This is a genomic window from Comamonas sp. wu1-DMT, assembly GCF_040187805.1.
GTDB lineage: Bacteria > Pseudomonadota > Gammaproteobacteria > Burkholderiales > Burkholderiaceae_C > Comamonas > Comamonas thiooxydans.
The window spans coordinates 205,824-221,853 of sequence record NZ_JBANEM010000008.1 but is presented as its reverse complement, the minus strand read 5'-3'; the positions used below and the strand labels follow the sequence as shown (position 1 = coordinate 221,853).

11 protein-coding genes are annotated in these 16,030 nt (G+C 60.3%); all 11 read left to right on the top strand.

Annotated features, from left to right (window positions below):
- The first annotated feature begins 73 nt into the window (after positions 1 to 73).
- Positions 74 to 2,278 (top strand): TonB-dependent receptor, encoded by a 2,205-nt coding sequence (locus V8Z78_RS13800; protein ID WP_179626688.1) that lies wholly within the window; start codon positions 74 to 76, stop codon positions 2,276 to 2,278.
- Between the two features lie 317 nt (positions 2,279 to 2,595).
- A complete protein-coding gene (locus V8Z78_RS13795; protein ID WP_034353742.1) occupies positions 2,596 to 3,075 on the top strand; it encodes a sigma-70 family RNA polymerase sigma factor in 480 nt (159 codons plus the stop codon).
- A gap of 1 nt (position 3,076) precedes the next feature.
- A complete protein-coding gene (locus V8Z78_RS13790; RefSeq protein ID WP_349731553.1) occupies positions 3,077 to 4,030 on the top strand; it encodes a FecR domain-containing protein in 954 nt (317 codons plus the stop codon).
- A gap of 266 nt (positions 4,031 to 4,296) precedes the next feature.
- Positions 4,297 to 6,714 carry a TonB-dependent receptor gene (locus tag V8Z78_RS13785; protein WP_370512846.1) on the top strand — a complete coding sequence of 806 codons (2,418 nt, stop codon included), beginning with the start codon at positions 4,297 to 4,299 and terminating at the stop codon, positions 6,712 to 6,714.
- A 400-nt stretch (positions 6,715 to 7,114) separates the two neighbouring features.
- Positions 7,115 to 7,753, top strand: a complete 639-nt coding sequence (locus tag V8Z78_RS13780) for a Crp/Fnr family transcriptional regulator (protein ID WP_003067148.1) — start codon at positions 7,115 to 7,117, stop codon at positions 7,751 to 7,753.
- Between the two features lie 248 nt (positions 7,754 to 8,001).
- Entirely contained in the window at positions 8,002 to 10,077 is a 2,076-nt protein-coding gene (locus V8Z78_RS13775; protein ID WP_057093151.1) for a sensor domain-containing diguanylate cyclase, read from the top strand.
- A 155-nt stretch (positions 10,078 to 10,232) separates the two neighbouring features.
- Positions 10,233 to 11,165: a LysR family transcriptional regulator gene (locus V8Z78_RS13770; protein WP_003067150.1), complete on the top strand. Its 933-nt coding sequence runs from the start codon at positions 10,233 to 10,235 to the stop codon at positions 11,163 to 11,165.
- 161 nt (positions 11,166 to 11,326) lie between these two features.
- Positions 11,327 to 12,802 (top strand): ABC transporter ATP-binding protein, encoded by a 1,476-nt coding sequence (locus V8Z78_RS13765; protein WP_349731552.1) that lies wholly within the window; start codon positions 11,327 to 11,329, stop codon positions 12,800 to 12,802.
- Positions 12,795 to 13,889, top strand: coding sequence for an ABC transporter permease (locus tag V8Z78_RS13760; protein WP_057093149.1), 1,095 nt, complete (start codon positions 12,795 to 12,797; stop codon positions 13,887 to 13,889). The genes V8Z78_RS13765 and V8Z78_RS13760 overlap by 8 nt, the downstream gene beginning before the upstream one ends.
- A 3-nt stretch (positions 13,890 to 13,892) precedes the next feature.
- Entirely contained in the window at positions 13,893 to 14,813 is a 921-nt protein-coding gene (locus V8Z78_RS13755) for an ABC transporter permease (protein WP_003052482.1), read from the top strand.
- A gap of 52 nt (positions 14,814 to 14,865) precedes the next feature.
- The gene (locus V8Z78_RS13750) at positions 14,866 to 16,011 is read left to right on the top strand and encodes a BMP family ABC transporter substrate-binding protein (RefSeq protein ID WP_003067155.1); all 1,146 of its coding nucleotides are present in this window, start codon (positions 14,866 to 14,868) and stop codon (positions 16,009 to 16,011) included.
- Positions 16,012 to 16,030: the final 19 nt, after the last annotated feature.

Genomic DNA, 16,030 nt, shown 5'->3' with positions numbered 1-16,030 from the left:
GTCCATACCCAGCCAGCAGTTCTATTAAGCATGCGGTGCAAAAACGTCATGCATGTATCGACAGGAATCGGGTATGCCCAAGAACCCAGGTCTCATTTCACTCAACTCTCTGACGACTCCTCCATTTGCGCGCCGGCGTAGCGTGATGTGCCCCTATATGCTGCTGGGACTGGCCATGGGCAGTCAGCTGGCGGGAGCGGCGCACGCCCAAGTGCAGACCAGCGAGGCCGAGGCCACTCTGCCACAGGTCACCGTGCAAGAAAAAGTCGCTCCCGTCACCGCTCCCTATGCGGGGGGGCAGGTCAATTCCGGCGGTCGTGTCGGCTTGTTGGGAGACAAGGACTTCATGGAGACGCCCTTCAACACCATCAGCTATACCGAAAAGTTCACGCAGGATCGTCAGGCACAGACCATTACCGATGTGATCTCTGCCACCGATCCCACGGTGTTCAGCAATGGGGTTGCAGCGTCATGGAGCGAAAACTACTCGATTCGCGGTTTCTCTTCGAGCAGCTCCGACATGACGCTGGGCGGTCTCTACGGCATGGCTCCTTACTACCGCACCACGCCGGAGATGTTCGAGCGCATCGAAGTCCTCAAAGGACCGTCCGCATTGCTCAATGGCATGCCCCCTGGAGGATCAGTGGGGGGCTCCGTCAACCTGGTTCCCAAACGCGCTGCCAGCGATCCCATCACGCGACTGACCACCACCTATATGTCGGATTCGCAGTTTGGCGGCCATATTGATCTGGGACGCAGGTTTGGCGCAGACAATCAGTTCGGCATCCGCTTCAATGGTGTTTACCGTGGAGGTGAAGGGGCGGTAAACCAGCAGGACAAGAAATCCAGGCTTGCATCATTGGGCCTTGACTGGCGTGGCGATCGAGCCCGGATCTCCGCCGACTTCTACACCAGCGATGACCGCGTGAACGGCGTGACACGAGGCATCAGTCTGGCCCCGGGTGTGGCCATTCCCAGGCCGCCCAAGCCTGAGACCCTGCTGAACCCCAACTGGTCGCATGTGCACAATCAGGACAAGGCCGCGATGGTGCGCGGTGAATTCGATGTGAACGACCAGGTGATGGCCTACGCGGCCTTCGGCGTCAGCAAAACCGACTATGAATACAACGGCGCGATGTCGGCTCAGGTGCTCAACGCTGCGGGCGATTTCAAGACCGCCATGGGACAACTGGCCTTCGAGCAGAAAAAGCGTTCGGCAGAAATGGGTCTCAAGGGAAGGCTCCAAACCGGAGCCATCAAGCATCAATGGGCGCTCAATGCAACGCACTATGCTCACAAGCAGGACGACTATGGGCGCCGTAGCGTGCCGGGCGCAGACTGGACTACCAACCTCTACAACCCGGTCTGGGGACCGGAAGCGCCCTTTGTTGCGCCGCACATCTCGCACACCGAGGTGCGCCTGGCCAGCTATGGCCTGGCGGACACCATGTCATTTGCCGAAGATCGTGTGCAACTCACCCTGGGCGTGCGCCGCCAGCAAGTGGTCAGCGACGCCTTCAGCATCACCACGGGGGCGCGCACTTCGCGATATGACCAGAGCGCCACATCACCTGCCGCAGCCTTGCTGTTCAAGGCCACAGAACATGTGTCGGCTTACGCCAACTACATTGAAGGCCTGAGCCAGGGCGCAACCGCACCAATGACCGCTGCAAACGCGGGTGAAGTGTTTGCGCCTTACAAGACCAAGCAGAAAGAAGTGGGTGTCAAACTTGATCTTGGGGAATTCGCGCACACGTTCAGTCTGTTCGAGATCACACGCCCCAGCAGCTATACGGACCCGGTCACCAATATCTTCTCGTTCGGCGGAGAGCAGCGCAATCGCGGCATCGAATGGGGCTTCTGGGGATCGCCGCTGCGTGGCGTACGAATGATGGGCGGGATTGCCTACACCGCGCCCAAGCTGACGCAGACCGCTGGCGGCGTCAATCAGGGCAAAGTCGCCACGGGGGTGCCCAAGCTGCAAGGGAAATTGGGTGCTGAATGGGATGTTCCTGCCATTCCCGGGCTGACTGTTACGGGTAATGCAACGGCGGTGTCCAAGCAATATATCAGTGCGGACAACAGCCTTTGGGCGGCAGGTCGTGTGACCTACGACCTCGGTGCACGCTATGCAACCAAGGTCGCCGGCAACCCAGTCACGTTTCGCGCGACGCTGCTGAACGTTTCCAACAAGGCTTATTGGGGCATGCCACTGCTGTCCAGCTTGGCACTGGGGGCACCGCGCACGCTGGCGCTGTCGGCAACGGTTGACTTCTGACGCGGGTGTGCTGAAGTTTGCAGTCCGGTCTCTGGTCTCCAGGTGGACGATGCTCTTGCTAATTCCGAGCAGATATGGATCCGAGATCCTTTGACGGCGGCTGCGCAGTTGATGCATCTGCGCGGCTGCTTTTCATGGCTGCGATGACGCTCGGATGGACCAGGTCTGGCCTGGCAGAGGGCTGTGCCCACTGGGCGGTGGGGCTTCTCAATAAGTGAGAATGGGTATCATTTATGTAGAATCGTTGCATTTCCAATGCACGAGAGACTTCGGTGCCTACCCACGCCAACAGCATCGCCAGTGAAGCACTTGGCAGCATGTACACACTGCACAACCGCTGGCTGATCTCCTGGCTGCAGCGCAAGCTTGGCAACCGTTGTGATGCGGCAGACATTGCGCAGGACACATTCACGCGCATTTGGACAACTGCCAGAACGCAAGCAATCGAAGACATCAGAGAGCCCAGGGCTTATCTGACAATCGTCGCCAGGCGATTGATGATCAATCACCTGGAACGGCGCTCGCTCGAACAGGCATATCTTGCCTCCTTGCAGCTATTGCCTGAAGCCACCGCGCTCTCGGCGGAGGCCCGAGCCATCTTGCTGGAGACCCTGGAAGAGCTGGATGCATTGCTGGGAGAGCTTCCGACGAAAGTTCGCACTGCATTCCTGCTTTCACAGCTCGAAGGGCTTGCTTATGAGGAGATCGCCACGCAGATGCAAGTAAGCGTGCGTACGGTCACCCGCTATATGGCGCAGGGCTTCCGGCAATGCCTGCGCGTGATGCTGGACGCCTGAAATGAGTGCAATCGATGCAAGCATTCTCGATGAGGCCGCTCAATGGCTGGCTCGCCGACATGCATCGGACTTCAGCGAAGCAGAGCAGGCTGAGCTTGCCCGGTGGCGCAGCCTCAGTGCAACCCACGAGGAAATCTGGCAACGCATAGAGCAACTGAAATTCCGAATGGAGAGTGTTCCTTCGGCAGTCGGCATGGCCGTTCTGGATCGTCCACGTGCGACGGGAAATCGCCGGCAGATTCTGCGTGCATCGGCACTCGCTCTGGCAACTCCAATGCTTGGCTGGTTCTCCTACCGCTATCTGCCATGGCACATCTGGAATGCGGACTTCAGAACAGCAACAGGCGAAAGACGCGAACTGACATTGGCTGACAACAGTCAGGTGCTGTTGAATACGGCTTCCGCAATAAGCGTTCAGTTCGATGGCAAGGAACGTCTGATCCAGCATCTTGCAGGTGAGATTCTGGTGGAAACCGCACACCTGAGCGAATACAAGACCTTGCCCTTTGTTGTCCAGACTGCCGATGGGCGGCTGCAGGCACTGGGCACCAAATTCATCGTTCGAAAGCATGCGCGAAGCACGACGCTGTCGGTGCTGCAAGGCGCGGTGCAGGTAGTGCCTGCGCATTCCAGGCAATCCCTTGTCGTGCAGGCTGGCGAGCAAGTGAACTTCGATGCTCACAAGGCGGGCGCCTTCACCTCCCTGCCATCCCACGCCGATGCCTGGACTCGGGGTGTGTTGTATGCCGAGAACATGCGCTTGGCTGACTTCCTGGAGGAGTTGCAGCGCTATCGCGAAGGAATCCTGCGCTGCGATCCAAGTGCTGCTGAGCTGCTCGTGTCCGGCACATTCCATTTGCGCGATACAGATCGTATTCTCGAGTTGCTGGCTCGGACCCTGCCAATCCGTAGGCAGCAACGCACCCGTTACTGGATCACCGTCACGCGTTCCTGAAGTTTCCCGGGATCAGGTTTTCGCATGCTGCCCTCGGAAATTCAGGCCGCAGCGATGACTCTTTTAAATCGCTGTCCTGTTTTTCAATCTCGCCTGTCAAGTGCATCAAGACCCGTTTATTGACAGCCAAGAGGATTGAGCAGATGCCCGAAAAGTACGTCCGGAAACCCAACAGGAACGCCAATGCGATGCGACTGCGCCCGGTCGCAACGGCAGTCAGAGGAATTTTTGTTGCCATCGTCGGCACAGCCGCTATCGGTTTGCACATGCCGGAGGCTTACGCTGCAGATCCGGTTACCAGTCCCGCGCAGAAGTCCTATCAGGTATCCGCTGGCCCGCTCGGTCCTGCACTGATGGACTTTGCCGGTCAGGCGGGCATCAATCTCAGCATGGATCTGAGCAAGCTCAAGGACAAGCGTACTCCTGGCCTGTCTGGTTTCCACACCGTCGATAGCGGTTTTGCACATTTGCTGGAAAGCTCGGGACTGAGTGCACGTCGTCTAGGTGAAGGCAACTATGCACTGGAAGTCCCGGGGAGCACCAAGGCATCCATCGAACAAAAGAGCAGTGCTTCCGTGCCCGTCAGCGGGCAAGGCTCTCCGGAGCTTGCAGCCGTGACGGTGACGGCTCGTACCCAGAATAATCTCGTTGCGCCGTCTCGGCAGGTCAGTATTCTCGAAGCTGAAGAAGTTCAGCAACTTCGGCAAGGCTCCGACAGTCTGGCAACCATGCTCAGCAAAGTCGTCCCGGGGATGGCAGATTCCAGCCACACAATCACCGACTATGGGCAGACTCTGCGCGGCCGGAACATGCTTGTCCTCGTGGACGGGGTTCCACTGAACACCAATCGCGACTCATCCAGAAACCTCGCCAACATCAACCCTGCGGACATCGAACAGATTGAGGTGCTTCGCGGCAGCAGCGCCATCTACGGCAGCGGCGCAGCAGGCGGCATCATCTCTGTGCGTACCAAACGCCCCTCGGGCGAGACCAAAGCAGAGACCATAGTGACAGGGTCTGCACCGCTGTCCAAACTCAGAGGCGCCGGGCTTGGAGCCGAAGTCCAGCACTATCTTTCTGGCGGCGGCGATGTGGTCGACTATTCCGTCAGCCTGGGCGCCAAGCATGTCGGAGGCTCATTCGACGCCAAGGGCGCACGCATTGCACCCGAGCCCAGCCAGGGAGACTTGTTCGACTCCGATATCTACAACGCGTCCGCCAAGATCGGCTTCAAGCTGGACGCAAATCAACGGCTTCAATTCTCCGCGAGCCACTACAACGCCAGCCAGGACACCGACTATGCATCCGATCCGTCAGTGGCCCGCTTGCCCGCAGGTACGGCAGCCGCCAGGCCTATCAAGGGCTTGGTACTTGCAGATCAAAACCAGATCAAGAACACCATGCTGGGTCTTGACTATGAGAACCGCGATCTCGCAGGCAGCGCCGTGGCGGCTCAACTCTATTACCGGGATTTTTATACGCGCTTTGCGCCCTTCGATGCACGAGCCGTTCCTGTGCGAGGCGCCAACGTCGATCAGTCCATGCAGAACTCCGATGTGTTCGGTGGTCGCCTGACCATCAAAACACCTCTCGGACAAGAGAAGAACACCTTGCTGATCTGGGGGGCCGACTTCAATCACGAGCGCACCGACATGCCGATCGATATCTTTGATCCCAAGGCCTATGACGCCAGTGGAGGTCTGGTGTTCAACAAGATTGGCCGCCTGATCTATATGCCCCAGGTCACGACCCGAAGCATTGGCGCCTTTGCCCAGCTGCAACACAAATTCAACGATCAGTGGTCCGTGGAAGGCGGAGCGCGCTACGACCGAGCTCAGGCCAGCTTCAACGACTTCACTCCTTTGTCGCAATCGAAATTGCCCAGCCCCCAGTCCGTCTCTGGCGGTACCGTTAAATACGGCTCATGGACTTACAACCTGGGCACGGTCTTTGCGCCAACCAAGGGACACGAGTTCTATGCGTCCTACAGCCAGGGCTTTGAGCTGCCGGATATTGGGGTCGTGGTGCGCAATGCCACAGCGGGCTTCAACATCGGCAATTCCAACCTGCAGGCCGTCAAAACAGATACCGTGGAAGTCGGTTGGCGCGGCAAGTTTTCCAATGTCATTGCCAACCTGGGAGCCTTTCAATCGCGCTCCGATCTCGGCGCCGTGCAGAGTTTCAATAACGGGCTCACGCTGTTGCGAACCAAAGAAAAAATCAAGGGGATCGAAGGCGGCCTCGATTACTTCAGCGACGATGACCGCTGGAGCAGCGGTGGGAGCTTTACCTGGATGAAAGGGCGTGAACTTCCGCAGGGATCAAGCCTTTATCAGGACATGACGGGCTATCGTATTCCGCCCCTCAAACTGACTGCCTATGTGGAATACCGTCCCAATGCCAGCTGGAGCCACCGCATCCAGGCAAGCGCATATGCCTCCAAGGATTACCGCCTGGATGGCAAGACCAGCTTTGGGCGCCACGACACCAGGGGCTACACCACGGTGGACTTGATCAGCCAATGGAAAATCGACTCCAAGAACCGCGTATCGCTCGGTGTGGAAAACCTGCTTAACCGCAACTACTTCCCGCTATACAGCCAGCTGCTTCGCAATAACAACAACACCAGCCGCCTCCCTGCAGCGGGCACTGTGTTGCGAGTCAGCTATGCACACACTTGGTAGGTGCGCGTCATACAGGCCGATCGACGAATGGCAGCGCTTTGCGACAGCAGCGCCTGATCTGATGGAGCTGTTTTGACGCCGAGGCACTGCGGCTGCCGCTTGCCGTATTTCTGACAGCGTTCCCTGAGAGTCTGCTGCCTTAGCTGGCTTCCTGTGTCCGGTAAGGAATGACAGCCATCGGCAATCCATGGTCGACTGGAAAAAAGATGCAGCGATATGAGCCGCCTGGACGTATCTGTTTCCGGGGGCTGAGTTGTGTTTACGACGTTGTCGATCTGAAATATCGACCTGTCAGCTCCAAAGGGCCGCAGCTTCGGCAGCGGCCCTTTTGGCTGCTCGGCCTGGCTTGTTGACTTGGCTCAATATGAGCCGGGGCAAAGCCCGGCACAGTGTGGCGCATATGTTCACCATGCCCTCCATGTCGCAAATCGCTTCCACGTTTGGGCAGCCTGAGAGCTTTGCTCCAGGCTCTTGGCTCAGGCAACGTCGCCAACCCCTTGATTCGGTGCTGTATCTGGAAAGCGGCAGCGTGATGCTCGGGGTCGGGCAGGATTCGGCCATGCGCCATCAACTGGGGCAGGTGGAAGGGCCGACCTGGCTGGATGCCGCTTTTGCGCTGCAGGAGCGTCCTTCCTGCCTAGATATGCAGGCGCAGACGGCTGGGCGCATCTACATCATTCCTCTGGCGCGCTTTCTAAGTTCTGTGGCGGAGCTTGCACCCGCCGTACAGCACTTGCTCAAAGATCTGGCCAGGGCCTATTGCTCGCAGACCGAGCTGGCGGTCAGTCGTCTGGCTCAGGACGCCGAAGCTCGCTGCGCCCAGTGGCTGCTGAACCATGCGAGCCCGGGAGGAAATGGCAATGCCCTGCATGTCACCCTCAAGGCACGCAAACGCCTGATTGCAGCGCAACTGGGTATTGCGCCGGAAACATTCTCGCGTGTGCTCCGGCAGTTGCGAGAGCATGGGCTGATTGCCGGGCGAGGCAATGTCATTGAATTGCCCAGGCCCGGCGCACTGGAGGTGCTGGCGCTGGGGTAAATACCGGGCCGGGTTGCAGACCATGCAGCGCTTGGCTTCTGCTCTGAGCAGGAGCTTGCGGCGTAGCATTTGTCGACAATCTCCGGGGTTTCCTCTCGTTGGGTTGCAGACATCGGCTCTCTATATTGAGGCCCATGTCAGATGCTGTCTTCTCCCTGCAAGCAGAGCCGCCATGGGTTGCGCCGTCGCAGCCAGAGGAGGTTGCTGCCGCACCACAGTCTGGGCGGATACGCAGAGGCCCAGGCCCCATGCTGCGCAGCATGGTGCTTGTTGCCATGATTGCAGTGCTGCTGGCTGGAGCTGGCGCTGCGGGCTGGGTGGCTTATTCCCTGCGCCGGGCGGTCATGGACGGAGCGTTGCCGGCGCAGACCAAGGCGTTGGAATACGCGGCTCGTTCGCTGGCCTTCAGAGTCGAGCAGCAGCAAAAGCCCCTGCATAGTCTGTCCTCTGTGCTGGCGGGCCATATGCATGATTCTCCGGAGTCACTGCAGGCCATGCTCAAGCAGCCCACATCCATGGCACAGCAGTATGAGCAACTTCAACTGGCTGATGGAAAAGGGCAGTTGCTGGTCAATCTGCATCAGGAGCAGGCGCTGGCCGCAGAACAGCTTGAAGAGCCGCTGCGTGAAGTGCTCAAGCGCTCGTTGGCTGAGGGCAAGCCGATCACCCAAGCCTGGGTGCGTGCCGGTGATGCGGGCCTGCAGCTGGAGTTTCAGAATGTCGTGCCGGTGCGTGATCTGCAAGGCAAGTTGCAGGGCGTTCTTGGCGGCAGCTACCGGACGCCTTTGTCGGTGTTGTTTTCGCTGGAGGTTGCCTCTGCCGAAGCGGGTAGCCAGCTGCTGCTGATCGACCGTGACCTTCGTCCGCTGGCTCTCAGCAGCAAAGGGCAGTGGCAATTGCCCCCTGCCCTGGGCGATGCTGCGCTGCCTCGCGGGCTGGATCAAGCTTGGCTCAAGACGGCCCAGACCGGTGCGGTCAGTGAGCAGAGAAATAACCAACTCTGGAGCGCCATGCCGCTGCCTTGGGCGCAATGGACTCTGCTGAAGGTCAGCAACGTTCAGGAATGGGTGCCGGGAGTCTCGGTCAAGATGATGGGCTGGCTGGCCACGGCCCTGCTGTTGCTGGCTGGATTGCTTGGCGCGGTACTTTGCCTGATCGCCTATCCGCTGACGGCCTTGTTCCGCTCGGCAGAGCAGGCTTCTCGACGCGGGCTGATGCTGGAAGTGGACTTGGGCAGCCGGGGGGGCAACTGGTGGCATGGTCTGTCCGATCATGACTGGGGAGAGGCCCAGACCCTGCGCACTGCCTTGCAGGCCCTGGGCGGTGGATATGAGGCGCATGGCGAGCTGGAGCGTGATTTGCAGATGCAGTTGCAGACCTTGATGGACTATGCCCCCGTAGGTTTGATCGTGACGCATGGCTCAAAGGTGCAGCGTGTGGGCATGCAGGCAGCCAGAGTACTTGGCTATCAGCCTCAGGAAATGCAGGGCCTGGCTGTGCGTGATCTGTGTGCCAGCGATGCCGACTATGAGGATCTGATGGGGCGGGTTCGGCGGGCTCTTGATACTTACGGACAATTTGATAGCGAAGTTTGCTTGGTACGCAAGGATGCAAGGCCGATATGGGTGCGAATTCACGGTCAGAGCATGCAGCGCATGCACAGGGCCTGGGAGCAGTCGGGCAAGGCGCTGGATGGTCAATACCTGGTCTGGGAGTTGGAGGATGTGACCACGCAGCGGCAGTTGCGCGAGCAATCGAGCTGGAAAGCCATGCACGATCCCTTGACCCGCCTGCCCAACCGAACGGCGTTTGCTCTGCGGCTCAAGGAATGGCTGCGCGAATATACGACTCCCGACTATCTGGAGAGCATGGGAGGCGCGAATGTGATCGCGCGTTCGCAGAGCGAGCCCAAGGCGCATGGCATCGTGCTCTATGTTGACCTGGACCACTTCTCCCAGGTCAATCGCCAGGGCGGGCGTGAAGTGGGTGACGAGGTGCTGGGCCATATCGCGCGCCTGATCGAATCAACGGTGCGGCCTCATGGCTGGGTGGCCAGGGTTGGGGGCGATGAATTTGCCATTCTCATGGCCGGAATCAGCCGTGAGGAGGGAATGCGCCATGCGCAACTGCTGTGCATGGCCATACAGGACTGGGAGGGCTCCTATCAGGGGCAGCGCTATATGTTGAGTGCCAGCATCGGCATGCTGTTGCTGGACGCCAGCTACCACACGGCGGCCAGCGCCTTCAAGGGGGCCGATATGGCCTGCTACGCCGCCAAGCGCAAAGGGCGCAACCGTGTGGAAGTGATGACAGCGGCTGTTTGAGCCGGATTGCGCATGCTGAATTCAAGGCAGATATGACAGCCTAGAGGGCAATCCCTTGGCTGCTCAAAGGGGCTGACTGAGTTACGCTCTGCGACTGCTTTGTATACAAAATGGATGAGGCTGGCCGTGCCAAAGCGCCCGGATGGCCGTGACCTATGCGTGACCAGACCTTGTTCGACAAGATAGATTTGCACCTGATCAGGGTGCTGCACACGGTGCTGACGGAACGTAGCGTCTCCAGGGCAGCGCTGCGACTGGGCATGCACCAGCCGGCGGTGTCTGCAGCACTGCGGCGTCTGCGCGAGCTCGCTGGCGACCCTTTGCTGGTGCGCTCCGGGGCACAGATGCAGCCTACCGATGTGGGTCTGCGCATGGTGCAACCCTCGGCAGACATTCTGCGTGCGGCCGAGGGGCTGTTCAGCGATGCGCGGCAGTTTGACCCACGCACCTCGACTCGTACCTTCCGCATTGCGGCCAGCGACTATCTGGATCCCCAGTTCCTGCCGCGGCTGATGTCGGCCATGAAGGCGCAGGCCCCGCATTGCCCGGTCGACTTTCTGCCGCTGAGCGCCGAGGCGCATTACGAGGGGCAACTGGCCGATGGCGAGATTGATGTGGTTATCGGCAACTGGCCGCAGCCACCGGAAGGCCTGCACATGGCCAAGCTGTTCGAGGACGAGGTGGTCTGCCTGGTCAGTCCCAAGCATCCGGCAGTGCGCAGGGGCTGGGATGTACAGCAATGGCTGCAGGCCGAGCATATTGCGCCAACCCCGGCCTATCCCGGTGCCCTGGGCGTGATAGACGAACAGTTGGCGGGCATGGGTTTGAGCCGCCAGGTGGTGGCACGCTGCGCGCATTTCAGTCTGATTCCCGACATGGTGGCATCAAGCTTGCTTGTCATGACCTCGGGCAGATTGTTCTGTGAGCGTTTCAGCGAACGTCTGTCCCTGGCCATACTGCCTTGCCCCGTGGAATTCCCTCCGCTGGTCTATTACCAGCTCTGGCATGCGCGTTCGCATGCCGGAGCCGCCACACGCTGGCTGCGAGAGGTGGTTCGCAATGTTGCACTAACGCTGCGAAATCAATAGCTTGTATCGTATTCCTGTTCAGCGCATAGAGCCTGTTTGAGTCAATTTGTTATTTGAATTGAGAGACAATCCAGCGATGAATCCCCCCCCCGACACATTCCCCATCTGCGAGTGCGCCTGCGCGCTTGCAGCTGGAGGGTATTACCAAGCGGTACCCGGCTGTGGTTGCAAACAGCAAGGTATCGCTGAAAGTTAAGCCCGGCGAGATCCACGCCATCCTGGGCGAAAACGGCGCTGGCAAGTCCACGCTGATGAAGATCATCTACGGTGCGGTCAAGCCTGACGAGGGTGCCATCCTGGTCGACGGCAAGCCGGTGCAGATCCGCAATCCGCAGGAAGCCCGGGCACTGGGCATTGCCATGGTGTTCCAGCATTTCAGCCTGTTCGACACGCTGACCGTGGCCGAGAACGTCTGGCTGGGCCTGGACAAGAGCATTGCACTGGCCGAGGTGATCGAGAACATTCAGGCCACGGCCCGCGATTACGGGCTGGAGGTGGACCCGCATCGTCCCGTACACACGCTTTCTGTCGGCGAAATGCAGCGCGTGGAAATCATCCGCGCCCTGCTGACCAATCCCCGCGTGCTGATTCTGGACGAGCCCACCTCGGTGCTCACGCCCCAGGCCGTGGAGATGCTGTTTGTGGTGCTGCGCCGCCTGGCCGCGGAAGGCTGCTCCATCCTCTATATCAGCCACAAGCTGCATGAAATCCGCTCGCTGTGCACGGCTTGCACGGTGTTGCGCGGCGGTGTGGTGACGGGGGAGTGCAACCCGGCCAACGAGACCAATGCTTCGCTGTCGCGCATGATGATCGGCTCGGAGCCGCCGGAGCTGGAGCACCGCAGTGCGAATACCGGCGATACCGTGCTGCGTGTGCAGGGGCTGTCGCTCAGAAGCCAGGATCCTTTTGGTGTCGATCTGCAGAGCATTGCGCTGCAGGTGCGTGCGGGCGAAGTCGTCGGTATTGCCGGCGTCTCCGGCAACGGCCAGAAAGAGCTGATGTATGCGCTGTCCGGCGAGGACACACGCTCCGAGGCAGAGGCCGTGCAGTTGCTGGGCAAGGGCGTGGGACGCATGGGGCCTGGTCGGCGCCGTGGCATGGGCCTGCACTTCGTGCCCGAAGAGCGTCTGGGGCGCGGAGCCGTGCCCAGCATGGGCCTGGCCCACAACCTGTTGCTGACGCGCAAGACTGCGGTGGGCAAGGGCGGCTGGATTCGCATGGCGGCTCTGCAGGCGCAGGCGCGGGACATCATCGGCCGCTTCAACGTCAAGGCTGGTGGCCCGAATTCGGCCGCGCAGTCGCTGTCAGGCGGCAATCTGCAGAAGTTCATCGTGGGTCGTGAAATTGATGCCAAACCACGTCTGCTCATCATCTCTCAACCCACCTGGGGGGTGGATGTGGGGGCTGCGGCGCAGATTCGGGGCGAGATTCTCAAGCTGCGCGACCAGGGTTGCGCCGTGCTGGTGGTCAGTGAGGAGTTGGACGAGTTGTTTGAGATTTGTGACCGCCTGCATGTGGTGGCCAAGGGCCGCCTGAGTCCTTCGGTGGATAGAGCGGCTGCCACGGTGCAGCAGATTGGTGAATGGATGAGCGGCCTGTGGGATGCGGCAGTCGTGCAGGGAGGTGCCCATGCTTAAGCTGGAACAACGTCCCCAGGCATCGAAGTTCTGGACCTATGGCTCGCCGATTCTGGCCTTGCTGATCACCGTGCTGGTAGGAGTCTGCCTGTTTGCCCTGCTGGGCAAGGATCCGGTCAAGGGCTTGCAGGCCTTTTTCTGGGAACCCATCAAGTCGGGCTATGCCCTGGGCGAGCTGGCTGTAAAGGCCACGCCTTTGCTGCTGATCGCGCTGGGGCTGGCCGTATGCTTTCGCTCCAATGTCTGGAATATCGGTGCCGAAGGCCAGTTCGTCATCGGTGCGGTGGCTGCAGGCGGCATTGCCTTGCTGGCCGACAAGACCACAGGGCCCTGGATCGTGCCTGCCATTTTGATCGCCGGCATGCTGGGCGGCATGCTCTGGGCGGGCATAGTCGCCTTGCTGCGCGACCGCTTCAACGCCAACGAAATCCTGGTCAGCCTGATGCTGGTCTATGTGGCCACGCTGGTGCTGGGCTATCTGGTCTATGGTCCCTGGAAGGACCCCATGGGATACAACTTCCCGCAGACCAAGAGCTTTGAGCGCGTCACGCAGATTCCTCGGCTGGTGCAGGGCATGCGCATGAACATCGGCGTCATCATTTCGCTGCTGGGTGCCGGTTTGCTGTGGGCATTTCTGTTTCGCACGCGTGCAGGTTTTGCCCTGCAGGTCGGAGGCCTGGCGCCGTCGGCGGCACGCTATGCCGGCTTTTCCTCGCGCAAGGCACTGTGGACGGCGCTGCTGATTTCCGGCGCCACAGCCGGTCTGGCGGGGGCGCTGGAAGTCGCTGGCCCCCTGGGTCAGCTGACGCCCTATGTGCCCGCCGGCTACGGCTTTGCGGCCATCATCGTGGCCTTTGTGGGGCGCCTGCATCCTGTGGGCATGATTTTCTCGGCCATTCTCATGAGCATGTTTTATATCGGTGGCGAGCTGGCGCAGTCGCGTCTGGGCCTGCCCAAGGCACTGACCGGCGTCTTCCAGGGACTGCTGCTGTTCGCGCTGCTGGCCTGCGACACGCTGGTGGCCTATCGCATCCGCTGGGTGGTAAAAAAAGCCGGCAGCGCCATTTCTGCAGTGAAGGGAGCCTGATCCATGGAATCCTATGCACTGCTGCTGGGCTCCACCCTCAGCGCCGGCACCGTTCTGGCGCTGGCGGCCCTGGGCCTGCTGATCAATGAAAAATCGGGCATCGTCAATCTCGGCGCCGAAGGCATGATGCTTTGCGCTGCCATTGCCGGTTTTGCCGCTACCGTGCACACCGGCAATACCTGGATGGGCTTTGGCGCGGGCATGCTGGCAGGGGCCTTGCTGGCCGCCATCTTCGGGGGACTGGTGATCTGGTTCAACACCAACCAGTACGCAACCGGTCTTGCGCTGTCACTGTTCGGCGCGGGCTTCTCGGCTTTCGTGGGCCTGGGCTATGTGCAGGCCAAGCTGCCCGAGCTGCCCAAGTACTCCATCCCGGGCCTGGCAGATCTGCCGGTCGTGGGCCCGGCCTTGTTCACGCTGCACCCGCTGGTCTACGGCGCCATCGTGCTGGCTGCCCTGATGGTCTGGTTTCTGTACCGCACGCGTGCGGGCCTGGTGTTGCGCTCGGTCGGCGAGTCGCCATCCTCGGCCCATGCCCTGGGCTACCCCGTGCGTCGCATCCGTCTGATGGCCGTGATGTTTGGCGGTGCCATGTGCGGTCTGGCGGGGGCCTTCATCTCCGTGGTCTACACGCCGCTGTGGGTGGAGAACATGGTGTCGGGTCGAGGCTGGATCGCTCTGGCGCTGACGACTTTCGCGACCTGGCGACCGGCCCGTGTCCTGCTGGGCGCCTATCTGTTTGGCGGCGTGACCATGTTGCAGTTCCATCTGCAGGCCACGGGGGTCCAGGTGCCCAGCCAGATTCTGTCCATGCTGCCGTATCTGGCCACCATTGTGGTACTGGTGCTGATCTCGCGTAATCCGACCTGGATTCGAGCCAATATGCCGGCCTCCCTGGGAAAGCCCTTCTACCCTGGAGCGTGATGCCCAAATGTGGTGCAATCCGCTTTTCAAAAATAACGAGAGGACAACTTCGATGACAACTCTGGGCAAACGCGCTCTGATCAAGATGATCGGCCTGACGGCTGTTTCCATGGCTGTGCTGACCGCTTGCGGCAAGAAGGAAGAGGCTCCTGCAGCGCCTGCCGCCGCACCTGCGGCTGCTCCTGCTGCCGACAAGCTCAAGATCGGCTTCATGTATGTGAGCCCCATCGGCGACGGCGGCTGGACCTACCAGCACGAGCTGGGCCGCAAGGCCATCCAGGAGAAGTTCGGCGACAAGATCGAGACCTCCATGGTCGAGAGCGTGCCAGAGTCTGCCGATGCCGAGCGCGTGATGCGCGACATGATCGGTCAGGGCAACAAGCTGGTCTTCGCCACCAGCTTCGGCTATCAGGACTTTGTGCAGAAAGTCGCCGCCGACGTCAAGGATGTGAAGTTCGAGCACGCCACCGGCTACAAGACGGCCGACAACGCAGCCGTGTACGACACCAAGACCTTTGAAGGTGCTTATCTGGCCGGTATCGTGGCGGGCGCCATGACCAAGACCAAGACCGTGGGCGTGGTGGCTTCGGTGCCAATCCCCGAAGTGGTGCGCAACATCAACAGCTTTGTGCTGGGCGCCCAGAGCATCGACCCCTCCATCAAGGCCAAGGTGGTCTGGGTGAACGAGTGGTTTGCTCCTCCCAAGGAATCCGAAGCCGCCAACAGCCTGATCAACGGCGGCGTGGATGTGATGTACCAGAACACCAATTCTCCAGCCGTGCTGAAGACGGCCGAGGAGCGCGGTGCCCGTGCCTTCGGCAAGGACGGCGACATGAGCGGCTTCGCGCCCAAGGCTCATCTGGGCTCGGCCGTGATCGACTGGACTCCTTACTACAGCAAGGTGGTGGAAGACACGCTGGCCGGTAAGTGGCAGACCGGCAACTTCTGGTGGGGTGTGAAGGAGGGCGCCATCGACCTGAAGAAGATCGCTGACGACGTGCCCCAGGAAATCAAGGACAAGGTTGAGAAGGCTCGCGCCGGCCTGAAGGACGGCTCCTTCGCCGTCTGGACCGGTCCCATCAAGGACAACACAGGCAAGGAACTGCTGGAAGCCGGCAAGGTTGCCGATGACGCCTGGCTGCGCAGCATCAACTTCTATGTGAACGGTATCGAGGGCAAGGTGCCCGGTGCCAAATAAGCACTGTTTGCGGGGCGCC